Source organism: Rhizobium leguminosarum (assembly GCF_010668065.1).
In the GTDB taxonomy this organism is placed as follows: domain Bacteria; phylum Pseudomonadota; class Alphaproteobacteria; order Rhizobiales; family Rhizobiaceae; genus Rhizobium; species Rhizobium leguminosarum_S.
The window spans coordinates 783384-808355 of the sequence record NZ_WUEN01000002.1 but is presented as its reverse complement, the minus strand read 5'-3'; the positions used below and the strand labels follow the sequence as shown (position 1 = coordinate 808355).

Genomic DNA, 24972 nt, shown 5'->3' with positions numbered 1-24972 from the left:
ACACCTTCGCCGTCACCAAGCTCGGCGGAAAATCCGTCGTCGCCCGCCTGCGCGCCGATACCGGCATCGCGCCAGGACAAAACACCCGTCTCGCCTTCAATCTCGACAAGGCCGTGTTCTTCGATCCGGAAACACAGGCGCGGATCGCGTGAGGGCCAGGTGCTGAGATGAGCGGTTCACCTGACATCGTCATCATCGGTTCAGGCGTTGGCGGCGCCACGGTCGCGGCCGGCCTGGCCGTGACCGGTGCGAAGATATTGATCCTCGAAGCCGGCGACCATATCGCCGACCTTCCGGTCAACCGCGACCAACGCGCGATCTTCCAGCGGGGACATTTTCGACCGAAGGAAACCTGGTACGAGGCAAACGGCAACGGCTTCAATCCCGGCAACTACTACAATGTCGGCGGGAATTCGAAATTCTACGGCGCCGTGCTGTCACGTTATCGCAGCCAAGATTTCGACGTCATCCAGCACCGGGAGGGCGTGTCGCCGGCCTGGCCATTTCCGTATGAAGCCCTGGAGCCGTGGTACTGCAAGGCGGAACGCATGTATCAGGTCCGCGGCAGTCTGGGTGAAGATCCCACCGAACCGCACCATTCGGCTGCCTACGCGTACCCGCCCGTCCCGGACGAGGCGCCGATAGCCGATATCAGGGCGCGCCTCAAGCAGAAAGGCCTGCATCCGTTTTCCCTACCGCTCGGCCTCGACCTCGACGCCTGGCTCTCCAAAGCAGCCACGCCATGGGATGCGCATCCAAACGCACGCGACGGTAAGATGGATGCCGAGACCGCAGCCCTCGCAGTGGCGCTGAGACACGAAAACGTGCGGCTCGAAACCAATGCGCGCGTGACGAGGCTCGACACGGGAGCGGGGAGCCGGATCGACCGGGTGACCTACATCAAGAACGGGCAGACGGTGACTGTTTCGCCTGAGATCGTGATCCTCTCTGCCGGGGCGGTGCAGTCGTCTGTGCTTTTGCTGCGTTCGAAAAACGACCGCTTCCCAAGGGGGCTGGCGAATTCTTCCGATCAGGTCGGCCGCAACTTCATGAACCACAATGCGTCCGCCGTCATCGGGGTCTCGCCACGGTTCAGGAACACCTCCATCTACCAGAAGACCTTTGCCTTCAATGATTTCTATCTCTCCGACGGGGAGGGCGGACCGCCCCTCGGCAACGTGCAGCTCCTCGGTCGCATCTCTGAAAAGGTTCTCAAGGGCTCTCTGCCGCAGGCACCGGAATGGCTTCTGCGCTTCATAACAGGCCATGCCATCGACTTCTATGCGATGAGCGAGGACGTTCCCAATCCCGAAAGCCGCGTGATGGTGGATGGAGATCGGATTATTCTCCAATGGCAGCGAACCAACTGGGACGCTCACCTTGCCCTTGTCGCCAAGTTGAAAACGATCCTGAAATCGATCGGATTTCCGATTGTCCTGTCGAGACCCTTCGACAAGCGCACGCCCTCCCATCAGTGCGGAACGATCCGCATCGGAAACGATCCCGCGACTGCGCCGCTGAACACCTATTGCCGTTCGTATGATCACGAAAATCTCTTCGTCGTCGACGCCAGTTTCCTCCCCACATCGGCTGCGGTGAATCCCGCGCTCACCATCGCCGCTCAGGCGCTGAGAGTGGCAGATCACATCGCGTCGAAGGACTTTGCAGGCATGACACAGGCGCTGGCGGTCACCAGGCCGGATGCAACAGGACAGTAAAATGGGATTCGATTACATCATCACTGGCGCCGGTCCGGCAGGTTGCGTTCTTGCAAGCCGGCTGAGCGAAGATCCCGATGTCAGCGTCCTCCTGCTCGAAGCGGGCGGAGGCGACTGGAATCCGCTCTTTCACATGCCGGCGGGCTTCGCCAAGATGACCAAAGGTGTCGCAAGCTGGGGATGGGAAACCGTTCCCCAGAAGCACATGAAAGGCCGGGTGCTTCGCTATACGCAGGCGAAAGTCATCGGCGGCGGCTCGTCCATCAACGCCCAGCTCTATACACGCGGAAACGCGGCGGATTATGATCTCTGGGCTCGTGAAGACGGTTGCGAGGGCTGGGACTACCGCTCGATCCTTCCCTATTTCAAACGCGCGGAGGACAATCAGCGCTTCGCTGACGATTATCACTCCTATGGCGGTCCGCTGGGCGTCTCGATGCCGGCTGCGCCGTTGCCGATCTGCGACGCCTATATCCGTGCAGGCCAGGAGCTCGGCATTCCCTATAATCACGACTTCAACGGACGCCAGCAGGCGGGAGTGGGATTTTATCAGCTCACGCAGCGCAACCGCCGCCGGTCGTCGGCTTCGCTCGCTTATCTCTCCCCGATCAAGGATCGGAAGAACCTGACGGTCCGGACGGGCGCGCGTGTCGCGCGTATTATCGTGGAGGGAGGTCGCGCGACGGGCGTCGAGATCGTGACCTCGCGCGGCTTGGAGATCGTGCGCGCCGAACGCGAAGTGCTGGTGTCATCGGGCGCGATCGGATCGCCGAAGCTGCTTTTGCAGTCTGGCATAGGACCGGCCGACCACCTGCGGTCGGTGGGCGTCAAGGTGCTCCACGATCTGCCGGGTGTCGGCGAAAACCTGCAGGATCACCTGGATCTTTTCGTCATTGCTGAATGCACGGGCGATCACACCTATGATGGCGTTGCTAAACTCCACCGGACACTTTGGGCCGGTATTCAATACGTCCTGTTCCGCACCGGTCCGGTCGCCTCGTCGCTCTTCGAGACCGGCGGCTTCTGGTATGCCGATCCGCAAGCCCGTTCTCCTGATATCCAGTTCCATCTCGGCCTGGGTTCGGGCATCGAAGCCGGTGTCGAGCGGCTCAAGAATGCGGGCGTGACACTTAATTCCGCCTATCTGCATCCGCGCTCGCGGGGGACGGTGCGTCTGTCATCATCCGACCCGGCCGCCTCTCCATTGATCGATCCCAACTACTGGTCCGATTCCCACGACAGGACGATGTCCCTGGAGGGGCTCAAGATCGCGCGCGAGATCATGCAACAGGCGGCGCTGAAGCCCTATGTCATGGCCGAAAGGCTTCCTGGGCCGAAGGTGATGACCGACGAGCAGCTTTTCGACTACGGCTGCGCCAACGCAAAGACCGACCATCATCCGGTCGGTACCTGCAAGATGGGGACAGGGCCTGAAGCGGTTGTCGGGCTTGATCTCAAGGTCCATGGCCTGGAAGGCCTCAGGGTCTGCGATTCATCCGTCATGCCGCGCGTGCCGTCATGCAATACCAACGCGCCGACGATCATGGTCGGCGAAAAGGGATCGGACCTCATCCGGGGCTTGCCGGCACTTTCCCCCACCATCTTCGCCTACGAACGCAACGATGCGCGGCCTCGGTCCCGTGCCGAAATCCGTTAAAGCCATCTCGAGAGGAGAGACGACAATGTCTGAAGTCAGAGTTGCAGTGCTTGGCGCCTCGGGCTGGATGGGAAAGGTCCATACGATGGCCTATCAGACCTTTCCGCATTTCTTCGGAGTGTCGGACGGAACGGCACGGATCGTGGCTCTCGTCGAAGGTCCCTCGAAGGCAGCCGGGGATCTCTCCCACAGGGCGCCGGGTGCAAGAATTCTTCAGGATTGGAATCTCGCGGTCGCTGATCCTGATGTCGATCTGATCGATATCTGCCTGCCCGACCACCTTCACTACCCGGTGGCCAAGGCGGCCTTGCTGGCCGGCAAACATGTCTATTGCGAGAAGCCGTTGGCAAACACCGCCGCTGAAGCGCGGGAACTGGCCGACATCGCCCGGGCGAAGGGCGTCATTACCCGCGTTGGACATGCTTTTCCTCGCAATCCCGTCCATGATCTGGCGAAAGACATTATTCAATCCGGCGAAATCGGCGAGATCAAGCTGTTCCGCGGCTGCCAGCACGTCGACATGTATGGTGATCCCTATGCGCCCTTCATGTGGCGCGCCGATGGAAAGCTTGCGCCGACCGGGATCGTCGGTGATACCGGTTCGCACATCTTCAGCTTCATGGATTTCCTGGTCGGCCGCGTCAGTTCGCTGATTGCCGACAATCTCATCGTGACGCCGCGCCGGCCTGTCGTCGAGGGCCTTGCCTATGGCGAAGAGGTGAAACTGTCAGGTAACGAATCCTGGGCTGATATCACCAATCCCGATGCAACGAACCTGCTGTGTCGGTTCGAGAACGGCGCCGGCGGGATCGTCGATTTCAGCCGAGTCGCGACCGGCCGCAAGTTCATGCAGACCTACGAAATCTATGGAACGAAGGGCAGCATCGCCTATAGCTACGACGAGATAAACCGGCTGCGCTTCTATTCCAACGACGACCGGACGGGACGGCGCGGCTTCAGGGAGATCGACGTGGGTCCGGAGAACCCCACCTTCAGGGCTTTCCTTCCTCTGCCCAATTTCGGCCTAGGCTACAATGAAAGCAAGATCATCGAGGTGGCCGAGGTGATCCGCTCGATCGTTGCAAACCGGCCGATGTGGCCGACATTCGAGACCGGCCACCACATCTGCCAGATTGTCGACGCATGCATGGAATCCTCCCGCGAGAGGCGCTGGGTCGACATCCCGTTGGCTGAACGCCGATGACCATAGACGTTCCGCAGGAAATTCTTGACGCACTGACCGATGTCGACATGCCGCGGCTCCCAACCGAGCCCGCCCCTTCGGAAGTGATCCGGCTCGCCGGCCTCGAGGTGCCGATCTATCGGGCCGGTTGCGTCGTCGTCGGATCCGGCGCGGCAGGTCTGCGAGCCGCGGTGGAAATGAAGCGGCGCGGCGATGACGTCGTCATTATCAGCCAAAGCGCATGGGGGGGAACCTCGGCTTGTTCGGGATCCGACAAGCAGACCCTTCACACTGCAAATACGGCGGATCAAGGCGACAATTACAAGGCGATGGCCCGCGCCATCCGCAGCGGTGGTGCAATGGACGAAGACACGGCCTATGTCGAGGCTGTGGGCTCGTCCCGGATGATGGCATCGCTCCAGTTCTTAGGCCTGCCGCTGCCTCAGGATCCGCTTGGCGGGACGCTCAGATATCAGACCGACCATGACGAGGTCGGCCGCGCCACCAGCTGCGGTCCGCGCACATCGCGCCTGATGGTCAAGGTGCTGGCCGAGGAGGCGATCCGGCTTGGAGTGCCGTTTTATAACCAGACCACCGCGGTAAAGATCCTCACCGAGGGTGATGGCGCTGACCGTCATGTCGTTGGGATAGTCACCATGCGCGCGAGCGACCGCAGCGAGGAGAACCCGCTGGGCATCGCGCTATTCGTCAGTGGGGTGATCGTGCTTGCGGCCGGCGGACCGGGCGAACTCTATCGCGACAGCGTTTATCCCAACGGCTGCTTCGGCTCTCTCGGATTGGCGCTGGAAGCAGGCGTCGAACTCGTCAATCTGACCGAAAGCCAGTTTGGTATCGGAACACGCAGGGAAGGATTCCCGTGGAATCTGTCGGGCACCTACGTCCAGGCGATCCCGCATATCTACTCGCTCGATTCAGACGGCGCCGAACACCATTTCCTGGCAGAATACTACCGCAGCACGCAGGAGCTGGCTTCGAACGTCTTTCGCAAGGGCTATCAGTGGCCATTTCACGCGACACGCATGCTCGATTTCGGCTCGAGCCTGGTAGACCTTGCCATCTCCCGAGAAACCGCCGCAGGGCGGCGCGTCTTTATGGATTTCAATCGCAATCCCCTATCCGTGCCGGGCGACCTGCCGTTCAGCCTGGAAAGACTGGATGAAGACGTCCGCGACTATCTCGGCAAAGCCGGCGCCGACCAGGACATGCCGATCGATCGATTGAAGCATATGAACCCGCTCGCGATCGAACTCTACCGCCGCTACAAGATCGATATTGCCGCCGAGCCGCTGGAATTTGCGGTCAACAACCAGCACATGAACGGCGGCATCATGGTCGATACCTGGGGCCGCAGCAGTCTCGGCGGCTGTTACGCTGTCGGAGAAGCAGCGGGCACCCACGGCGTGACGAGGCCGGGCGGAGCAGCGCTCAATGCCGGGCAAGTCTTCGGTACGCGGGCGGCAGAGCACATCAGCGCCAGCGGCAGGGCAAAGCGGTCGGCAGCAGAGGACATGGCCGATATCGCAGAGGCGGGCATTGCCGGCCTCCTTGGCGTCCTTCGGGTCGAGAGCCCACTCACCGTCAAATCTATCCGTTCGCAAGTACAGGCGCGAATGAGCGAAAAGGCCGGCATCATCTGTGACCAAGAAAGCGTAGGCCGAGCCCTGTTCGAAGCGCGCAAACTGAATGCTGAAATTCATGCGAACGGCATTGCCTACGGTCGCGCAGCGGAAGCGGTTCGATGCGTGCAATGGTGGCATATGGCACTTGCGTCTGAAGCCGTGCTCAGCGCGCTTGATTTCTTCATTCGCAGTGGAGGCGGCAGCCGTGGCGCGCGCGCGATATGCGATGCCGAGGGCGAATCCCTCCCGCTGGCGCGCTCAGGGCCGTTGCAGGATTATCGCTTCCGGAAGGAACGCGAGGCGCATCGCAAAGAGCAGATTATTGTTCGTCTTGACGGTGACAAGATCCGGCTTTCAACGCGTGCGAACCGCACATTCGATGAAAGCTCCAGGTCCTTCTTCGAGCGAGACTGGCCAGCCTGGCTGACAGGCCGCATCTATGATCTTGGCGCCGGCAAATGAGGTGATGCCGGTAATCGGAGTCACTTCGAGATGGAGCCATGCGGCTGATCAATCGGGATTCGGAACCGGGGGCGGAACCCGGACGCGCTCGGAGTCGTCAGATCCTTCGGCGATAGCTTCCTCGCTTCTACGCACCCGCCTTGGTGGATCCTTGCCTTCGACCGGCTTCGGCGACAATTGGTCGTCGGCCTGGATCTCGTCGGTGTTCAGGTAGTTCTTGCTTTCGTCCATAGCAGTTACTTCCGGTTGGAAAATGCGGGGCAGAGATGCCGTTCCGCGCTTTGGGCTAACTCTCGGCGGCGTCACAGGTTCCCTCGCTCGCGATCGACATCGCGGCTTATAGATCGGCTCCAGCTTCGGAAACGTCGAGCTCGACCATGACGGGCGCGTGGTCGCTCGTATGCTCCCAGCTGCGCGGCTTTCTCCTGACGAGTGCCGATCGAAGCAACGGGGCGACTGTCGGACTGAGCAAGAAGTGGTCGATCCGGAGCCCTGCATCACGTTCGAAGCTGTTCCGCCAGTATTTCCAGAAGGTGTAGATGCGCTCCTCTGGATGCAGATGTCTGACGGCATCGGTCCAGCCCTGAGCGACGAGATCAGCATAGGCCTTGCGCACTTCCGGCCTGAAGAGGGCGTCGTCCAGCCAGCGTTCCGGCTTGTAGACGTCGATCTCCGTCGGCATGACGTTGAAGTCGCCGGCCAGGATCGAAGGCACCCCGAGCTCCAGGAGTTCGGCGGCGTAGTCCTGCAGGCGACGGAACCAGCGAAGCTTGTACTCGAACTTTGCTCCCGGGAACGGATTGCCGTTGGGAAGATACAGGCATCCGACCAGAATGCCGTCGACGGCAGCTTCGATATAGCGGCTATGGGTATCATCGGGATCGCCGGGAAGACCGCGACGCGTCAGGATCGGTGTCTTGCCTTTCGCCAGGATGGCCACCCCGTTCCAGGATCTCTGCCCGTGCCAGATGGCGCCGTAGCCGGCCCGTTCGATCTCCTTTCGCGGAAACCCGGCATCGTCTGTCTTCAGTTCCTGGAGGCAGACTACATCAGGGACATCCTCCTTGAGCCAGCGCAGCAGGATGTCCAGTCGCCCATTGATCCCGTTGACATTGTAGGTTGCGATTTTCACGATGCCCTCGGAAGTCGAAGCCCGGACGGGCTCTAGAAGCGCTCCTGAGTTTCGTCCTCAGGAAATCTGAGCCCGCAATCGTCCCAATGGAGGCGGCTCTCCACACCGTAATGGTCCGCCGGTCGAATCCTCTCGGGGTGATCGAGCGAGCCGACTGTCACTTGGCTCCTCAACGCGTCGCGCCGAAGACGAAGGCGATGCCGGCGACGATCGCTGCGGCTGTCAGCGGCTGCCGGCGTATGCGATCCTCGAGATCATGGACGAATGTGCGTGCTTCCGCCTTTGCCAGGCGGGCTGTTCCAGAAGCCAGCTCCGAAGCGGATTCAGCCATCCGACCGGCCTCCTTCTGAAGCGCGCGCATTTCTTCGCGATCCACATCAAATCTCTCTGAGGAGTGGGCGGTTTCGCCGCTTGAGCGCAGGGCTTGATCCACGAGTGGAAACTCCTCGTCCAGCGTGGTGGGATCTGGCTCCCGCTTCACACGCTCAGCCGCCTCGATGTCACTGCGACCGGCAGGAATGGAGGTGTGGGTGGCTGACACCGGGTCAGACGCCGGAAAAGTATCCTCGATTGCTTTGTCGAGTTCGCCTTTTCGGGTCTGCTTCCGCTGTTCTGCCTGCTCTTTTCGCATCGACTGGACTGCGGGGGAGTCATTCGGGTTTGCCATCGGGATTTCCTCTGTTGCACTTCGACAATCAAAGCGACGACAGGCAAAGAAGTTCCATAGATGCTGCCGCGCTTAACACCGAAAGGATTGAACAGAGGTCAGCAAACTCGCGCTTACGATGACATTGCACGGCCTTTTTCCGATGACGAGCATTGCAATCGGGGCAAGCCGGACCAAAGTCTTGCCGGCGTCTACTACCTAGGTCGGTTGCATTCTTTACGCGGAACAGCGAGAAATCTCATACGTCATATATTGAACCGCGAGGAACGGACGAACGAGGCTATGGCATGAGTATCCGGAAACGCGATTTTCTAAGATTGGGCGGCGCCGGCGCGGTCGCCCTCGTCGCTGCCGCATTGCCAGCCAGTTTGAATTTCGGCGGTTCCCTTCCTGTTCTGGCGTTGGACTTTGCGCAGGCGAAGGACGGCAACAACGGGAATGGCAATGGTAATGGTGGAGGGAATGGCAACGGCAACGGCGGCGGCAATGGCAACGGGGGAGGGAACGGCAACGGCAACAGCGGTTCCGGGAATGGCAATGGCGGGAATTCCTCCGGTGGTGGAGGATCTTCTACCTCTAGCACAGGATCGTCAGCAGGATCGGGAGCGAGAGCGACAGCAGCGTCCGATGGCTCGATCGACGTCCGTCATTCGAATGGCATCACTGAAGTCCTGCAGCGCGGTCGCTACATTATGAAGGACTCGAAGGGCCGGACGATTATAAATCGACAGGCGACAGCCAACGATGCCCGCCGGCTGAGCCGCTTTCTTCGCTGAAGCGTGATAGTCGGGCGATAACCTTTTTCAGCGGCGTTCGCGCCATTGTAGAGCCGCTTCAGTCCTGTTTGAGGCGCCAAGCTTGCTCAGAATCTGGGTCATATGGTGCTTCACGGTCTTTTCCTGCAGGCTGAGACGCAAGCCGATATGCTTGTTTGACAAGCCTTGAGCGACAAGATCCATCACCTCGCGTTCCCGTGGCGTCAGGCTGCTTTTGTCGGAGGTTCCGCCATTCAAGGAATTCTCCATGACTTTCGCCGACATCGTCGGCGAGATATATCGCGAGCCACGCAGGACGGTTTGGATTGCTTCTGCGAGGCCACGCGAACCAACACCTTTCAGAACATAACCCATCGCGCCCCGTTGCAGAGCTCCCAGTAAAGTGTCCACCTCCTCGGATACCGTCAACATCAGCACTTTCGTTGTAGGGCTCCGCGCCAGAACGTCACTGATCGCAGACAGTCCGCCGCCGGGCATCGAGACATCGAGGAGCATGATGTCGGGGTGGTTGTCCGAAGCGATCATCGCGGCATCATCGCTGCTGGCCCCCTCGCCAACGACGATAAAGCCGCTGATCTCGGAGAGGCTGCGCGTTACACCCTCGCGAAAAAGCGGATGATCGTCCACGACGCCGATGGTGATTGATGTCATCCCTACTCTCCCACTTCCATTGGCTCGAAGATCATGGTCACGGTCGTTCCTCCTTCGCCTGTCTTGATGTCGAAAGATCCTCCCAGGCTGTCGATGCGCTCCCGCAACCCCACGAGGCCGAGGCTCGTTGGCCTCACCTCGGTCGGATCGAAGCCGTCGCCGCGATCGCTGACCTCGACACGGACATGACCCTTGTGCGAGACGGCCCTGACCGTCTGCTGAACGCCGCCGCCGTGGCGATAGGCGTTGTTCAGGGCTTCCTGAACGAAGCGATAGATACAGATCTTCACGGCGGGGGGAAGTTCCGGTCCATCCTCGTCGATAACAGTTTCGACATGGCTTTTGGTCTTGTGTTGATGCGCTTCGACGATCCGCGTGACGATCTCGGTAATTGAGGATTTTTCGATCTGCGGGAGTACCAGTCCGCTGCAGATATTGCGAATTTCGGTCATCGCTTCGGCAAGGCTCGAGCGTATCCAGGCAAGTTCCTTTTCGCGTGCTTCGGGCTGGGTGGACGCATTGATCAACACGTCGCTGTCCAGGCGCAATGAGGCATAGGCGATGTGCTGAGCCGGACCATCATGCAGATCGGCACCGATGCTGCGCAAATAAGTTTCGTTCAGCGCTGCCGCACGCTGGGAGGCGCGCTGCAGGCGCCGCTGAAGTCCGCGGTTTTCCGCCAGCAGCGCAGACAGTTCGGTGACCCGTTCTTTGAGATCCTTGCGCTGCGCCTCTATCGTGCGGCTGCCTCGGAACACCAGAACGGAGAGAACAAGGAAAAAGGTCGCCGTCAGAGCGGCGACGGCGCCCCAGCTCCGGAGCCTGGCATGCGCCAGACTATCGCCCAGTCCTTCTGCTGTCTCGTAAAACTCAAGGACGGCGACCGCCTGTCCGGACCATGGCTGGAGCACCGGGTTATAGATCTCCATCAGCGGCTTGCCGAGCGCGCGCTCCTTGTCGCTTTCCGGATCGCTGGCGATTTCATAGCGCGCGACGAGAGACCCTGCGAATGCCCTCTGTAGCTTGTCACTCACCGCAAACGTCTTGCCCACCAGCTCCTTCTCGTTCGAATAGAGGATAGTGCCGTCGCTTCGCCACAGCTTGAACGAAACAAGGCGTTTGCCGAGTGCACCCTGACCGAGCGTCTCGTCCAGAGCCTGAGCACTCGCGTCGTCGAGCAGTGACTCGGTTTGCATATTGGGAAGTAGCGGCGCGATCACGCTGTCCACATACAGCGCCGTCGCCGCGCCTGAGTTGTGGATGACGGTCTCCTCTATGAGGTGGCTCACAAAAAAGCCGACCACGAACATGGCGGCAATCGAAATGAGCCCACCCGCGATGAAGAACTGGGAGGCGAGTGAGCGGGCATTCCAGCGGCGAAGCCAATTCATTTTGATACCGGTAAGAGACTGCCCGATTAACCTACCGCGTCTTTAGAGTTTTCCAAACAGCATCAGGGCACATTCCTGGTGTCGAACACCTCGGCGCCTCTTATGCTTTGGGTCAACCCGACGGTATCGCCGGATATGGCTGCGCCGAAGATGTAGAGAAGAGCGGCCAGAACGATAACAAGTGCGAAGACGGACGCATTACAGGCGTCATTCACTCGGGATCTATGACTCTGGTTCATTTTCGGATCTCCTTCAATATCGTTCGAAACGGCGCGAGTCCGACGCGCGTTCCAACCCAGGGACTTCGGTCCGACAGGGTTCGGACCAAGGTCTGACCCCATAGACATCAGTAGATTCAAGCATATTTCCTGACCGACGAACCCGGGTTTGGAGGCTTGTGAGTGACGATTTCCATGGATATCGAAGGCGCCACCCGCGCCGCATCGGCCTCTTCTCTCGCGCCGTTCGAGGAAGGCGTCGCCGAGCTTTACGAGACCCTTCCCGTGAGCGCGCTCATCGTCGCCGGCCGCGCTCCATAACGCCCTCTGGCGTAGAGGGCTCACCGGACTTCAGCGAGTGCGCTGCGCGAAGGAAGGTTCTTGTATTGCGCGGATGACGTGCTGTTCGATCTCGAAGCATGTCTCGTCGCATTCCCGCACCAGGTGCGAATTGAATGGCTGCCCTCGAAGAGTGTCGCGCGCTTCGACTGCCATCTGGTAGGCCTCGAAGAGATCGAGTTGCAACGGGTCGCACGCTGCCATGATCAGCTTTCGTGTCTGCGGCAAACGCATCGCCAGGCGCCGGCGTCCAGCTTCGCGGCGATTGGATCGTGCCATCTCCTTCAGTCTCCTGCCTATGCCCGTGTGTGCGGGGCCTTTTGATCCTGAAATAGCGCCGGCAACGGGCATTGACATGGGTTTGGGACCAAAGGCCGGGATACATCGGACTGAGGTCCGGGGCGTGGAACGACCCTGCCTCCAGCTAGTTGGTTTGGCAGCGGTCACGAAGGCCGCCTCGAAACAGAAGGAGGAGAAAATGATCTCCAAGCTTATCGTCGGTGCGGCAACTGCCGCGACCCTTATGTCGGGCGTCGCATTCGCCCAGTCCTCGACCGTCAACGGTGCCGCCGGTGGCGCGGTCACCGGCGCGATCGTCGGCGGCCCCGTTGGCGCTGCTGTCGGCGGCGTTGCCGGCGCAGTCGTTGGAACCGTGATCGATCCGCCGCCGCAAAAGGTCGTCACCTATGTCCGCGAGGTTCCGGCACCATCGGCGCGCGTGGTCGTGAAGGAGAAGGTTGTCGTCGGTCAGCCCCTGCCGGAGACGGTTGTCGTAACGCCTGTTCCGGATGACCCGACCTATGCTTACGCGGTGATCAATGATGAACGTGTCATCGTCGAACCGTCGTCCCGCAAGGTGATCCAGGTTATCAAGTGATCTGATCCTTCACGCGGCCTCTGCCGCGTCCTCCATCCGGAAATCATCGCTCAAAGTCCGGGAACCGCCGCACGACCGACGGCAGCGTCGTCGTGCGGCCAAAAACAGCCGATGCCCCCGGCGGCGACCTTCGCCGCCGGAGCGCCAGCGAGGAGAGGAACATGATCTATTCCGAAGAGAAATCTGGTGGTCTGGCCTTGCCGCTGATCGTCATTCTGCTGGCAATGGCCGGTATTCTCGCCGTGCTTGTCGTCACCGGCGATCGACATGGCAGTACGGCCGGCCGCGTCTGGGTTCCACAGGCTCACCAGCAGGGGTCGGGACAATGAAAGCCATCGCATCCGTTACCTTTGGCATCTTAAGCTCGGTCGGGGCTTGCATGGCTGCTGCATCTGTCGCGTCCCACGTCGTGGCGGATTCCGAGCCCCACGCATTCAATGACCTTGCAGCGCGTGATCTCTGGACGACGACGCCAGTGAAAGTCGATCCTCGGCAGCAGCGCTATGAACGAATTCCGCCTCTCTATTCCAGCTATGTCACCGAGGCATCGGCCGTCACCACCGCAAGGGCGAGGCCGGAACCCGTTCGCCCGACGACTAATCTTCGGACACCCCAGCCAGAATTTTCGGTCGAGCATCTTGCCTGGTGTGCGGACCGCTACCGCTCTTTCGATCCCGCGACCAACAGCTATCGATCCTATAGCGGCGAGACGCGCGAGTGCGCTTCGCCGTTCCGGCGGATCGTCGCCGGGGCCGATGAAGGCGTTGGCACGAAAGTGAATGCACAGGCGGCAGCCCGGTGCGCCGCTCGCTACAAGTCGTATCGACCGCAAGACAATACGTATCAACCATGGGACGGACCGCGGCGCAGCTGCGATGTGTCGGATCTCGTAGCGGCGAGCAACTGATGTGGTGGCGCGGTGCCTACCCGATTGCACGACCTGGCCAACCGGACTAAAGTCCGTGTTGCAAACGCTACGGTTGTGATACCTGGTTGCACGAGGGTTGGAGATCGGGGATGGCGACGACGCTGATAACGGAAATCCAGCAGGCACAGACAAGGCTTCCGCTCTTGAGCCGGGCGGACCGGGGAGCCCTTATCGTTCGCATCCTCCGCGAGCTGAAGACGCATCGGCGGGAGGTTCTCGGACATGTGCCGGCCCAGCGCTGCGTTTGGATCGACAAGCTGATCGCTTCCGTGTCCTCGACGATATCCGAAATCGCCAACATGCAGGACGCCGAGTTCAATCGTGTCTTGAACGAGTTCGAAAAGCTTATGGCGACGCTCGATGACATTTCGCATACCGAGAAGCGATCGAAGACAATTCATTGAGAGGGTCACCAGCGGGCGACCAAATTAGCGCCTCACCGGATGCGATGCTGCGCGTCAGCGTTTTCCTTAAGGGCGTCGTAGAAAAGAGGATGACTATCGTCAGGCTCGATGGCGCAGGGCGTCGACGAGCGCCACGAAAGCCGGAGAGGACTGCCTTCTGCTGGGATAGTAGAGATGGTAGCCATCCCAGTGTGGGGAAAAGGCTTCCAGCACGCGTCTCAGACGGCCCTCCGCGATATGAGGTAGCGCGACGTCTTCCGGTACGTATGCCAAGCCAAGTCCGTCCAGCGCCGCTTCCACACTCTGATAGGAGTTATTGAAGGCAAGCTGTCCCTCTACCCTGATCCTGATCTCTTTCCCGTTGTCTTCGAACTCCCATGCCCAGAAGCCGCCATATGTGGGCAGGCGCTCGTTGATGCAGTTGTGGCGGACGAGGTCTTGTGGATGCTCCGGAACCCCCTTGCCCTCGAAATATGAGGGGGCGCCGACGACGGCAAAAGGGAAATCAGGCCCGATGCGTGTCGAAATCATGTCTTTCGCCACCTGCTCCCCCATCCGGACGCCGCCGTCGAAGCGCTCGGTCACGATGTCAGACAGCCCGTTTTCGCGGATCAGCTCCACCTTGATGTCAGGGTTGTTCGGTAGGAAGCGCTGGAGTTTCGGCCAGATGATCCATCTAATTGCGTGGTCTGATGCCGTGATGCGGAGGTTCCCGGCTGGCTTTTCCCTGAATTCGGTGAGGGTTTCAAGTTGCGCCTCGATCTCGTCGAAATGAGGCCCCACGCCTTGGAACAACCGCTCTCCGGCGTCGGTGAGCGAAACGGCCCGCGTGGTACGGGTCAGCAGCCGGATTCCGAGCCGCGTCTCGAGCTGGCGGACAACGTGGCTGAGCGCCGATTGAGACACGCCCAGCTTCGCAGCCGCTCGCGTAAAGTTCTTCTCTCGGGCGACCGCCAGAAAGGCCATCAGGTCATTGACGCTCTCGCGCGGCATTCACGAGCTCCTTCGGATCGAATGGCCGTTGTACTGAATTTGCTGAGGCTGGACATTGAAATCATCGTGAACACCCGCCTGGCTCGGTTCGCACTGGAACAAGTTGCGCCGCCGGCCATTTGTCGTCCATGAAAACAGCCCTGCCGATGTCGCTGCTCGCTCTGGCCTTCTCCGTTGGCGGTGCCGCCGCGCGCGAACTCCGACCTGAAGACATCAATACCGCGTCGATTGTGTCCATCGGGACTGAGAAATCTGCGCCGGGAGATCCAGACCCGGCGATCGTCCGCCTTCAGGTTCTGCTCGACCGTACAGGCTCGTCTCCCGGCGTGATCGATGGCCTCTCCGGCGAAAACGTCGACAAGGCCGTGGCCGGCTTCGAGGCGATGAACAATCTGTCTGTCGATGGGAGGCTGGATCCAGAGGTCGCCTCCCGCCTGGAAGGCAATGCCGCTATCGTTGCCCCGATCGTTGAAAGCTATGTCGTCTCGGCAGAGGATGCCGCGGGTCTCGTTGACAAAATCCCTGAAGACTATGGCGAGAAGGCAAAGATGCAAAGCCTGGGATATACGAGCGTTGCCGAGAAGTTATCCGAGCGGTTCCACATGGGGATCGATCTCGTGCATGCGCTCAACCCGGCTTCGCAATTTGCTCCTGGCGACACGGTGTGGGTGGTGGACCCGGGTCCTCCAAGGGACGGAAAGGTCAAGAGGATCGAGGCTGACAGGAAGACGGGGCAGGTGCTCGCCTATGCCGCGGATGGATCGCTGCTTGCAGTCTATCCCGCAACGATCGGAAGCGAAGACAATCCGGCGCCGTCAGGCAAGCACAAGGTCAAGGGCGTCGCGAGGATGCCGGTCTACAGATATGACCCGAAGCGCAACTTCAAGCAGGGAAAGAACGACAAGGTCCTGACGATCCCGAAAGGGCCGAACGGTCCGGTTGGTACGGTCTGGATCGACCTGACCGAGCCGACCTATGGGATACATGGGACACCGGAGCCGAAGCTCATCGACAAGGTGGGATCGCATGGCTGCGTGCGGCTGACGAACTGGGATGCCGAAGAGCTGGCCGGCATGGTCAAGCCCGGTGTGCTAGTGGACTTCGTCAGTCGAAGTTCAGCCACGCCGAAGTGAGGGGGAATGCATTGAAAAACCCACTCTTCTCTGCTTGCTACTGACGACCTTCGTCAGCGCCTGCGCATAAGCCGTGCCACGCGCATGATCAGTTCGCTTGAGGCTTGTATGCGACATCTTTCCGAACCGAAGCGACTCCCTTTACCGCGCGAAGCGCATCGAGTGCGTCAGGATTGACACTACCGTTGACAATCATGAAGCGCTCGTGGCTTTGCACCTGTTCGAGGCCTTGCGACTTCAAGTCGCCGACGACCTCTCCCAAACTGCGGGCCTCGTTTTTGTCGATCCGAATGGTAACTTCAATCTTATCGGTCGTCATACCTCGCCGCTTCCTCTTGCCTGGAGCAGGCCCTTGCCAACATCCCTAGCAGAGGAAGATAGAGGCTTTGTAAGCTGAATCAAGCGCGCCCATAGCGCCCATCCGCGAAACTTCGGATCAGACTGAGCAATAAGAGCCGCAACGCCGGCAACATGTGGGGTCGCCATGCTGGTGCCATCCCACCGGTCATATTTGTCATCGGGCAAGCTCGAAAATATGTCGACGCCAGGAGCGGCAATGTCCACTTCCTGACCAGGATTCAAACCGCCGCATGAGAACGACGCCGGCACGAAGGAGCGATCCACGGCGCCAACTCCCAGGATCGTGGACGCATTCGCCGGAGAACCAACTGGCGCAATCTGTTGAGGACGAGAACTTTCGTTCCCGGCTGCGGCAACAACTAAAGTTCCCGCGTCTAAACATACCTGCCCAATTTGCTCGTAGTCGTCACTCGGCGCATCCCCAACTTGCGTTGCAGCGCCTAGCGACATCGAAATAACATGGCAACCTTCATCCAGCGCCCATTCCATGCCGGCAATGACCGACCGGTCGGTGCCGAAGCCGTCGTCGCCCAGCACCTTTCCAGCGTAGATTTCCGCCTCATAGGCGATGCCGTAGCGTGGGCCGCTGGTCGGTCGCAATGGACCGCATGCCGTGCCGATGCAATGCGTTCCGTGACCGTGAACATCGCCTTCGGAACTGCGTGTTGCAAAGAGCTTCTTGGTGACGGAACGGCCGACAAAATCCTGATGAGTTTCGTCAAATCCGGTATCCAGTATTGCTACCTTTATGCCGACCCCGCTCAGGTCACCTTCGATAGCCCTGATAGCCTGCAGTCCCCAAGTGTTGCTGGTCTCGTCAAAGGCAGCCCGGGCCACAAGCCCCTCTGGCCCCCTTTTGCCCAATAAGCGATCGACCAGTTCGTTCACAGCGTCACGATAGCCGAGCAGGTAGTCACGGTCCAAAGAGGTTGCAACGCCGCCCACCGTTGCCTGTGCGAGGTCTAGCCGCTTCGTCAGCGGGCCGCCGAGGGCACGATAGGATCGCTCTGGCCGAGCCGCGCTGATGACCTTCCGCTGCATGGCATTTTGCAACATGGGTTTCAGTCTCTCGCCATCCCGGCGCACAATTGCGATTCCGAAACGTTCGAAGTACTGAACATCAGCGCCATCGAAATCATTTGGCACCGCCACGGCGCTGCGAAAATCTTTGGACGATGCGACACGGAAGCCGCCTTTTTCGAGTTGCTGTACACCCTCGCTCCTTGCTTTGGGTGTAAATCGCACCACCATGCCAAGACCCGATGTGCCGTCGCCTTGTGCGTTGACCCTGCCTCGCGTTGATTTCGCCATGATACCAACTCTCCCCCATCTTTCACGGTTTTAAAGCAATACAAAAGCCGCAAGCTTGGCGCGGCATACCCCGTTAATCGAGCCGAAACTCGGGTTCGGGACAGCGGCGGAGCTGCTGGTGGATCGATGCGGATTGACCAGATGTTTTTCCGCTGACTTGCCGCCAGAACTCAAAGCTTCGCCAACCGAAAACTGGAGCATTCGGCAAGCAAGCATAATAAATTGTACCTTGTAGGTCGATTTCGGGATGTACTTCCCCTGGCCGAAATCTCGGCGGCAAATATACATCTTATTGTTGAGTTAGCAAATGAAAATTCTAGCGGTCGTTCGCCGGCGTTTCATTGCTTTTCAGGTAGCCTATACTTCTACATCTCCTCCCCATTGTATTTCCTCGCTATTTTTGTGCCTGAGGTGGCTCTGTCCGATTATCGATACTGCCTTGCAATAACGGACTTGCGGCGAAAAGCGCCAGCGATACCGGCAATGGCACCGCTTACAACGAGGCGCCAACCGCGGGGCAGGGAATACGATGCGCAAAAAACGAGTGCGCTGAAACCGCACAGACATCGACTGAGCTTTACCGGTAATTTACCAACTTTAAGATGAATAATAGCCCAATATGATTAGTTGACTTCGCGTTCTAGGTGTATGAATTATCCCGCGGGCTGGAAAACGGAGGGTGTTGCCAATGGCAATCGTTTTTCAATCGCACGGGGGTGCGGAGAAAGAGCGCGCAGTTCCAGGGCCGAGCGTTCGGGCCGGGCGGCCAGCGACGGGTGACGTCGCGGTCGATGAAGAAGCTGACTTCGGATATTTCGTACCGCCATTAGATGCGCCAGAGAATTACCTTCCCAACACGGCGGAAACGCTTGGGGAGCTCGATGAGCTCGGCGAAATGATGATCGATGTTGTCGCGACGCCGACGAGCGAGGATCCGACGGAAGATTCGACGCTCCCGCCTGTCTTCACATATTGGGGACAATTCCTGGATCACGAGCTGACGGCCCGAACTGATCGCGAAGGAGCGATCTCGAGCATGGTCAACGCACACCCGCCTGTCGCCTCGTCGACAGTGGAGAGCCAGTTCAGAAATGCTCGCTCGCCCCGTTTCGATCTGGATAGTGTCTACGGCGGATCTGCCGTCGGCGAGGGGATAGATGCGGATGTTGTCAAAGTGATCTCCGGCCTTCGCCACCCCACGCTGAAAAACAAAATGCGTGTCGGGACAGCCGTCGATCCGGGGCCACTTCCCGACAACCTCGACGAACATCGCGACCTCCCTCGCTACGGCCAGGTCCAGTCGTCTGTCCGGGAGGCGGCTTTACGTCTGGCTCAGGCCGCGATGACTCCCGAGGCGTTTCAGAAATTCTCTGATAGCTTGCCCCAGCGGGCGATAATCGGGGACAATCGCAACGATGAAAATCTCGTCGTCGCGCAGTTCCATCTGAGCTTTCTCCGGTTCCATAACAAGGCCGTCGACTATCTTGCATCGCATGACACGGGCTGGATCGCCGATTTCAGCTCGGCGCAGGCTCTGACAAGACTTCATTACCAATGGTTGATTGTCGAAGGATATCTCAAGGGCGTTTGCGATCCGGTTGTGGTGGACCGCGTCGTCAACGATCGGGCATCTCATTTCTTCAAATTCAGAGCCGAGTTCGATGCCCGGAGGCAGAATACCCGGCTCGGCAATGCTCTGCCGTTGGAGTTCTCCACCGCAGCCTATCGGTTCGGTCATTCCATGGTCAGAACCTTCTATGACTACAACAAGAACTTTGGGCGGCCGGGCACAGGTTTTCTACCGCGCGCCACCTTGAGGTTGCTTTTCGAATTCACCGGCGGCGGCGGCAGGCTGGATGACGAGAAGAAGCTGCCCAAGAACTGGATAATCGACTGGACGCGCTTTACGGGAGCCGATCCCCATGATGCGAGCGATGGGGAGCCGGCCCGTCTTGCCAGGAGGATCGATACGGAACTTGCTCCGCCATTGCATACGCTGTTCAAGGAGGGGGAGGACCAGGCCGACCAACAGCTTAAGGAGTTGTTCAAGAACCTGGCAAGGCGCAACCTTCGTCGGGGCTACAATCTCAGGCTCCCGACGGGTCAGGCTTTACACAAGCATCTCAACCAGACTGGCGCGGTGCACTCCTCGCCGATCCAAGATGTCTCAGCATTGTTCGCCGCGAAGCCCGATCTGAAGAACTTCCTCGCCGGCACTGCATCGCGTTTCCACGAACGTACACCGCTCTGGTTTTACATTCTGGCCGAAGCCGAGGCTGCAGGCGGAAATCGATTGGGTGAAGTTGGGAGCTGTCTCGTGGCGTCGACCTTCGTGGGCGTGCTGCTTGCAGATCCGGACTCGGCTCTTTCGCGTGGGTTCACGCCCAGTCAGAGCCCTCTCAAGATGCCAGACAACACGCCGATCGACTCGATCGCCAAGTGGATGCGGTTCGCGGCGGTCATGCAATAGCGCTCGTAAAACTGTTGCCTCGCCGCACCGCGGCGAGGCAAACCGCCCTATCATCCGCGATTCACGAAGCCTTGGCTTCGAAAGCGGGGGCGAAATCACCCAGCGATTTTGCCTTGAGGATGGTGGCCTCGATATCTTGCTCCACGATCGCTTCCAGATCGGCGAAGCCGTCGATGACATAGTAGATCGGCTGGAGGATATCGATCCGGTAGGGCGTTCTCAGCACGCTCAGCAGATCGAACGGCCGGAATTCGCACGCCTTCCCCTCCATTGCCGCCTTCGCTTCGCTGGGCGATGAGACGATGCCCGCGCCGAAGCAACGGCGGCCTTGCGGCGTATTGATCAGGCCGAATTCGACGGTGAACCAGAAGATACGGAACAGGTGCCATGAATAGCCCTTGCCGAGGCGGACGGCCGTTTCGCCGAAATGCCGGACGAAATTGGCATAGCTCTGGTTGGTGAGCATGGGGCAATGGCCGAAAACCTCGTGGAACAGGTCCGGTTCCTCGATATAGTCGATATGCTCGCGACGGCGCAGGAAGGTTGCGAGCGGGAATTTGCCTTGCGACAGAAGCTCATAAAAGCGCGAGGGCGGAATGAGCGCCGGCACGCCTTCCACGCCGAAGCCGGTGGTCTCGTTCAGGCGTCTGTTGACGTCGAGAAGCTGAGGCACCTTATCGGGCTTCAGCCCCAGCATTTTGACGCCGTCCAGATATTCGCGGCAGGCCGTATCGGCCAGCAGCTTCATCTGACGCCGGTAGAGTTCACCCCAGATAACATCTTCATCCGGGGTGTAGTCGTACAAACCGTCCGGGCCGGGCAGTTTGGCGGTGTAGCTGCTTTCCTTTGTCATGTGCTGATCCTCCCGAGCAGGGCGCTTTTCCTGCCATTATGATCCGAGTTTGGAGGATTTTCTTTTCTTTCATGCTGGCTCTCGCCATAGTGGTGGCAAATATTCCCGAAAGTGACGCCAAAAATGAAAGAACCTGGGAATTTTCGCCGCAAGCTTCTGCAGCTCGTCCAGGCCGACGGCAGTCTGTCGCTGGCCGACCTGGCGGAAAAGGCCGGCATGTCGCAGAGCTCTGCATGGCGGAAGATCCAGGAGCTGGAAGCCGACGGCGTCATCCGCAAGCGTGTGACATTGCTCGATCCTGGAAAACTCGATCTCAAGCTCTGCGTGATCGCGCATGTCACGCTGGAGGATCACCACGAAGAGGCGGTCGCGTCTTTCGCTTCCGTGGTGCTGGAACGGCCGGAGATCATGGAGTGCTACGCCTTGTCCGGCGCCTTCGACTACATGCTGAAGATAAGGGCAAGCGATGTGGAAAGCTACGAAGCCTTCATGACCCGCTACCTCATGCGCAACCCGCATGTGCGCACAGTCGTCTCGAGCTTTGTTCTGCGCGAGCTGAAATTCTCGACCGAATTGCCGCTCTAGATATGACTGCACAGGGGCGATGCCGTCGACATCATCGCTTGCTGGCGCCATGTCAGTGCCCCGGCATCAGTACCGGAAAGCCTTCGAATGTCTTCAGCGTATCGAGGACGATCGACGTCTTCACGTGCTGCACCGACTCATGGGGCAACAGCACGTCGTTGACGAATTTGGAGAGGTCGGCGAGCCCGCGGGTCGCCACCGTCAGGTGATAATCCATTTCACCGGTCAGCGCATAGGCTTCGAGAACTTCCGGCAGTCCGTTGATCAGTTGGGAAAACCGGCGGGCATTGTCTCTGTTGTGGGTCGCAAGCGTCACGGAAATGACCACCAGCATATCGAGGCCCAGCTTCTGCCGATCGAGGTAAGCGCGGTAGCTGCGGATATATCCTTCAGCCTCCAGTCTTGTCCGCCGGCGCGAACATTGCGACGGCGAAAGCGCGATCCGCTCGCCCAACTCGTTGTTCGTCAGCCTGCCATCCTTTTGAAGTTCCTGGAGCAGGCGCAGATCCAATTTATCGAGCGGCTCATCCATTGCGCGAAATCTCCAAAACGCTCACAGATCGTGCGTAATCTCTTCCCGGAGCATAAAGAATGCAAGAACTTTGCACGCGTTTTGGGCCACACTTTGCATATCAAATGCAATCTCCTCTGGAGGAAAGAAAATGGGTCCTTTCCCGCATGACGCGCCGCCATCGGAAATCACCGCCGACAATCCGGCCGGCACCGACGGCTTCGAATTCGTCGAATTCGCCCATCCTGAACCCGAGACGCTGCGCGAGCTCTTCACACGCATGGGCTACGTTGCGGTCGCCAGGCACAAGACGAAAGATATCACCGTCTGGCGCCAGGGTGATATCAACTATGTCCTCAACGCCGAACCCGGCAGTCATGCCGCGCGTTTCGTCGCAAATCATGGTCCCTGTGCCCCTTCGATGGCCTGGCGCGTCGTCGACGCCAAGCACGCCTTCGATCACGCGGTGTCGAAAGGCGCAGTTCCCTATGAAGGGGACGACAAGATGCTCGATGTCCCGGCGATTGTCGGCATTGGCGGCTCGCTGCTCTACTTCGTCGAGACCTATGGGGCAAAGGGATCGGCTTATGAAGCCGAGTTCGATTGGCTTGGCGAGCGCGACCTGCATCCCCAGGGGATCGGCTTCTATTATCTCGACCATCTCACCCACAACGTCTTCCGCGGCAACATGGACAAGTGGTGGGATTTCTACCGCAACCTGTTCAATTTCAAGCAGATCCACTTCTTCGACATCGATGGACGCATCACCGGCCTGGTGAGCCGCGCCATCACCTCGCCCTGTGGTAAAATTCGCATTCCGCTGAATGAATCGAAGGACGACACCAGCCAGATCGAGGAATATCTGAAGAAGTACAAGGGCGAGGGCATCCAGCACATCGCCGTTGGAACGGAGGATATTTACGACGCCACCGACAGGCTTGCCGACAACGGCCTGCGCTTCATGCCGGGTCCTCCAGAGACCTATTACGACATGTCCTATGAACGCGTGAACGGCCATAGTGAACCTGTCGAACGCATGAAGAAGCACGGCATCCTCATCGATGGCGAAGGTGTGGTGAATGGCGGCATGACGAAAATCCTGCTGCAGATCTTCTCCAAGACCGTGATCGGGCCGATTTTCTTCGAGTTCATCCAGCGCAAGGGCGACGAAGGCTTCGGCGAAGGCAATTTCCGGGCTCTCTTTGAGTCGATCGAGGCCGATCAGATCAAGCGTGGTGTCATCGGCACTGCAGCGGAGTAAACTCACTAGCGCCGCGCATCTTTCAGACGCGCGGCGCTGGAGTGTTCGGGGAGGAGTGAGCATGGACCAGACATCGATCCAGACGTCGGATGGTGAAGCCGCGACAGCAAACACGCTGAAATATATGCCGGGGTTCGGCAATGACTTCGAAACCGAGTCGCTCCCCGGCGCCTTGCCGCAAGGCCAGAACAGCCCGCAGAAGTGCAATTACGGTCTTTATGCGGAGCAGCTTTCCGGCTCGCCGTTCACTGCGCCGCGCGGGACCAACGAAAGGTCCTGGCTTTACCGCATCCGCCCGAGCGTGCGTCACACCCGCCGCTTCTCCAACGCGTCCTATCCGCTCTGGAAAACCGCGCCTTGCCTGGACGAACACTCGCTTCCTCTCGGCCAGCTTCGCTGGGATCCCATCCCCGCACCCGCGGAGAGACTGACATTCCTCGAAGGGGTGCGGACCATCACCACGGCAGGCGATGCCGCCACCCAGGTGGGCATGTCCGCCCATGCCTATGTCTTTAATGAGGACATGGTCGACGACTACTTCTTCAATGCCGATGGTGAATTGCTGATCGTGCCGCAGCTCGGCGCCATCAGAGTGTTCACCGAGATGGGCATCATGGACGTCGAGCCCCTGGAAATATGCTTGATCCCGCGCGGCATGATGTTCAAGATTCTGAAGGGCGGCGAGCAGACGGTCTGGCGTGGCTATATATGCGAGAACTACGGCGCGAAATTCACGCTGCCGGATCGCGGACCGATCGGCGCCAACTGCCTGGCAAACCCGCGCGACTTCAAGACGCCTGTCGCCGCATTCGAGGATAAGGAAACGCCCTGCCGCGTGCATGTGAAGTGGTGCGGAAAATTCTATGTCACGGATATCGGCCATTCGCCGCTCGATGTGGTGGCCTGGCACGGCAATTACGCCCCGTTCAAATACGACCTGCGGACATTTTCTCCGGTCGGCGCGATCCGCTTCGATCATCCCGATCCGTCGATCTTTTCGGTGCTGACCGCGCCCACCGAAGATGCCGGCACGGCGAATGTCGATTTCGTGATCTTTCCGCCGCGCTGGCTGGTCGCCGAGCACACGTTTCGTCCGCCCTGGTACCACCGCAACATCATGAGCGAATTCATGGGCCTGATCCATGGCCAGTATGACGCCAAGGAGGAAGGCTTCGTGCCTGGTGGCATGAGCCTGCACAACATGATGCTTCCCCACGGGCCGGACGCGCTCGCCTTCGAAAAGGCATCCAATTCCGAGCTCAAGCCGGTGAAGCTTGATCACACCATGGCCTTCATGTTCGAGACCAGGTACCCGCAGCAACTGACGAAATACGCAGCCGAGCTCGAAACGCTGCAGGATGATTACCTGGAATGCTGGGACGGCCTGGAACGCAAGTTCGACGGAACCCCCGGCATCAAATGATGCATCAAGTGAAGTCATCCTCCGGCACG

At 59.4% G+C, this 24972-nt stretch carries 27 protein-coding genes and 1 pseudogene; 16 read left to right on the top strand and 12 right to left on the bottom strand.

The genetic code is table 11. The features are described from left to right. The 5 genes and pseudogenes from GR198_RS08480 to GR198_RS08460 all read left to right on the top strand — a co-directional run. Positions 1-152, top strand: a pseudogene (locus GR198_RS08480) (sugar ABC transporter ATP-binding protein); the annotation flags it as partial. Between the two features lie 15 nt (positions 153-167). Beyond that, a complete protein-coding gene (locus GR198_RS08475; RefSeq protein WP_029875561.1) occupies positions 168-1718 on the top strand; it encodes a GMC oxidoreductase in 1551 nt (516 codons plus the stop codon). Position 1719: 1 nt separating this feature from the next. Then, positions 1720-3375, top strand: coding sequence for a GMC family oxidoreductase (locus GR198_RS08470; RefSeq protein ID WP_029875562.1), 1656 nt, complete (start codon positions 1720-1722; stop codon positions 3373-3375). A 25-nt stretch (positions 3376-3400) separates the two neighbouring features. After that, positions 3401-4579 (top strand): Gfo/Idh/MocA family protein, encoded by a 1179-nt coding sequence (locus GR198_RS08465; RefSeq protein WP_029875563.1) that lies wholly within the window; start codon positions 3401-3403, stop codon positions 4577-4579. After that, complete coding sequence (locus tag GR198_RS08460; RefSeq protein ID WP_029875564.1) at positions 4576-6660, top strand: FAD-dependent oxidoreductase; 2085 nt, start codon at positions 4576-4578, stop codon at positions 6658-6660. Before GR198_RS08465 ends, GR198_RS08460 begins: the two co-directional genes overlap by 4 nt. Positions 6661-6708: 48 nt before the next feature. Here the strand turns inward: GR198_RS08460 and GR198_RS08455 are convergent, their stop codons facing one another. The 3 genes from GR198_RS08455 to GR198_RS08445 all read right to left on the bottom strand — a co-directional run bounded on the left by GR198_RS08455 (position 6709) and on the right by GR198_RS08445 (position 8459). Further along, complete coding sequence (locus tag GR198_RS08455; protein WP_029875565.1) at positions 6709-6891, bottom strand: hypothetical protein; 183 nt, start codon at positions 6889-6891, stop codon at positions 6709-6711. Between the two features lie 106 nt (positions 6892-6997). Beyond that, entirely contained in the window at positions 6998-7792 is a 795-nt protein-coding gene (xth, locus tag GR198_RS08450) for an exodeoxyribonuclease III (RefSeq protein ID WP_164068245.1), read from the bottom strand. Positions 7793-7961: 169 nt separating this feature from the next. Continuing rightward, the gene (locus GR198_RS08445) at positions 7962-8459 is read right to left on the bottom strand and encodes a hypothetical protein (RefSeq protein WP_017993678.1); all 498 of its coding nucleotides are present in this window, start codon (positions 8457-8459) and stop codon (positions 7962-7964) included. A gap of 287 nt (positions 8460-8746) precedes the next feature. Between GR198_RS08445 and GR198_RS08440 the strand changes: the two genes are divergently transcribed. After that, positions 8747-9235 (top strand): hypothetical protein, encoded by a 489-nt coding sequence (locus tag GR198_RS08440; protein WP_017993679.1) that lies wholly within the window; start codon positions 8747-8749, stop codon positions 9233-9235. Positions 9236-9262: 27 nt separating this feature from the next. Here the strand turns inward: GR198_RS08440 and GR198_RS08435 are convergent, their stop codons facing one another. The 3 genes from GR198_RS08435 to GR198_RS35325 form a co-directional block, all read right to left on the bottom strand. Next, positions 9263-9886 (bottom strand): response regulator, encoded by a 624-nt coding sequence (locus GR198_RS08435; RefSeq protein WP_029875568.1) that lies wholly within the window; start codon positions 9884-9886, stop codon positions 9263-9265. 2 nt (positions 9887-9888) lie between these two features. After that, positions 9889-11277 carry a sensor histidine kinase gene (locus GR198_RS08430; RefSeq protein WP_164068243.1) on the bottom strand — a complete coding sequence of 463 codons (1389 nt, stop codon included), beginning with the start codon at positions 11275-11277 and terminating at the stop codon, positions 9889-9891. Between the two features lie 62 nt (positions 11278-11339). Continuing rightward, positions 11340-11516 carry a hypothetical protein gene (locus GR198_RS35325; protein WP_026157321.1) on the bottom strand — a complete coding sequence of 59 codons (177 nt, stop codon included), beginning with the start codon at positions 11514-11516 and terminating at the stop codon, positions 11340-11342. Positions 11517-11678: 162 nt separating this feature from the next. On the opposite strand from GR198_RS35325, the gene GR198_RS08425 reads away from it, so the two are divergent. Then, positions 11679-11816, top strand: coding sequence for a hypothetical protein (locus GR198_RS08425; RefSeq protein ID WP_245274007.1), 138 nt, complete (start codon positions 11679-11681; stop codon positions 11814-11816). A gap of 30 nt (positions 11817-11846) precedes the next feature. Here the strand turns inward: GR198_RS08425 and GR198_RS08420 are convergent, their stop codons facing one another. Next, positions 11847-12113, bottom strand: a complete 267-nt coding sequence (locus GR198_RS08420; protein ID WP_164068241.1) for a hypothetical protein — start codon at positions 12111-12113, stop codon at positions 11847-11849. Positions 12114-12312: 199 nt separating this feature from the next. Here GR198_RS08420 and GR198_RS08415 point away from each other — a divergent pair, with 199 nt between their 5' ends. From GR198_RS08415 to GR198_RS08405, 4 genes are all read left to right on the top strand, one after another. Beyond that, positions 12313-12711, top strand: a complete 399-nt coding sequence (locus GR198_RS08415) for a DUF1236 domain-containing protein (protein ID WP_026157322.1) — start codon at positions 12313-12315, stop codon at positions 12709-12711. Between the two features lie 161 nt (positions 12712-12872). Further along, the gene (locus GR198_RS35320) at positions 12873-13040 is read left to right on the top strand and encodes a hypothetical protein (RefSeq protein ID WP_003547656.1); all 168 of its coding nucleotides are present in this window, start codon (positions 12873-12875) and stop codon (positions 13038-13040) included. Further along, positions 13037-13618 carry a BA14K family protein gene (locus GR198_RS08410; protein ID WP_164068239.1) on the top strand — a complete coding sequence of 194 codons (582 nt, stop codon included), beginning with the start codon at positions 13037-13039 and terminating at the stop codon, positions 13616-13618. Before GR198_RS35320 ends, GR198_RS08410 begins: the two co-directional genes overlap by 4 nt. A gap of 110 nt (positions 13619-13728) precedes the next feature. Then, complete coding sequence (locus GR198_RS08405) at positions 13729-14043, top strand: hypothetical protein (RefSeq protein ID WP_029875572.1); 315 nt, start codon at positions 13729-13731, stop codon at positions 14041-14043. Between the two features lie 99 nt (positions 14044-14142). On the opposite strand, the gene GR198_RS08400 is transcribed toward GR198_RS08405, so the two are convergent. Continuing rightward, positions 14143-15036, bottom strand: a complete 894-nt coding sequence (locus GR198_RS08400) for a LysR family transcriptional regulator (RefSeq protein ID WP_062944590.1) — start codon at positions 15034-15036, stop codon at positions 14143-14145. A gap of 119 nt (positions 15037-15155) precedes the next feature. Between GR198_RS08400 and GR198_RS08395 the strand changes: the two genes are divergently transcribed. After that, positions 15156-16169 (top strand): L,D-transpeptidase family protein, encoded by a 1014-nt coding sequence (locus GR198_RS08395; protein ID WP_164068237.1) that lies wholly within the window; start codon positions 15156-15158, stop codon positions 16167-16169. Between the two features lie 88 nt (positions 16170-16257). Here the strand turns inward: GR198_RS08395 and GR198_RS08390 are convergent, their stop codons facing one another. Further along, positions 16258-16488, bottom strand: coding sequence for a hypothetical protein (locus GR198_RS08390; RefSeq protein ID WP_164023625.1), 231 nt, complete (start codon positions 16486-16488; stop codon positions 16258-16260). Then, entirely contained in the window at positions 16485-17840 is a 1356-nt protein-coding gene (locus GR198_RS08385) for a S8 family peptidase (protein WP_164068235.1), read from the bottom strand. The genes GR198_RS08390 and GR198_RS08385 overlap by 4 nt, the downstream gene beginning before the upstream one ends. A gap of 688 nt (positions 17841-18528) precedes the next feature. Here GR198_RS08385 and GR198_RS08380 point away from each other — a divergent pair. After that, positions 18529-20310 carry a peroxidase family protein gene (locus GR198_RS08380; protein WP_164068233.1) on the top strand — a complete coding sequence of 594 codons (1782 nt, stop codon included), beginning with the start codon at positions 18529-18531 and terminating at the stop codon, positions 20308-20310. 61 nt (positions 20311-20371) lie between these two features. On the opposite strand, the gene GR198_RS08375 is transcribed toward GR198_RS08380, so the two are convergent. After that, entirely contained in the window at positions 20372-21163 is a 792-nt protein-coding gene (locus GR198_RS08375) for a phenylalanine 4-monooxygenase (protein WP_029875578.1), read from the bottom strand. Positions 21164-21286: 123 nt separating this feature from the next. Here GR198_RS08375 and GR198_RS08370 point away from each other — a divergent pair, with 123 nt between their 5' ends. Continuing rightward, a complete protein-coding gene (locus GR198_RS08370) occupies positions 21287-21748 on the top strand; it encodes an Lrp/AsnC family transcriptional regulator (RefSeq protein ID WP_003547665.1) in 462 nt (153 codons plus the stop codon). Between the two features lie 52 nt (positions 21749-21800). Here GR198_RS08370 and GR198_RS08365 read toward each other — a convergent pair whose 3' ends face one another. Next, positions 21801-22280, bottom strand: coding sequence for an Lrp/AsnC family transcriptional regulator (locus GR198_RS08365; protein WP_003558671.1), 480 nt, complete (start codon positions 22278-22280; stop codon positions 21801-21803). A gap of 130 nt (positions 22281-22410) precedes the next feature. Between GR198_RS08365 and hppD the strand changes: the two genes are divergently transcribed. Together hppD and hmgA are read left to right on the top strand one after the other, a co-directional pair. Next, complete coding sequence (gene hppD / locus GR198_RS08360) at positions 22411-23520, top strand: 4-hydroxyphenylpyruvate dioxygenase (protein WP_164068231.1); 1110 nt, start codon at positions 22411-22413, stop codon at positions 23518-23520. A 61-nt stretch (positions 23521-23581) separates the two neighbouring features. Next, entirely contained in the window at positions 23582-24943 is a 1362-nt protein-coding gene (gene hmgA, locus GR198_RS08355) for a homogentisate 1,2-dioxygenase (RefSeq protein ID WP_164068229.1), read from the top strand. Positions 24944-24972 lie beyond the last annotated feature (29 nt).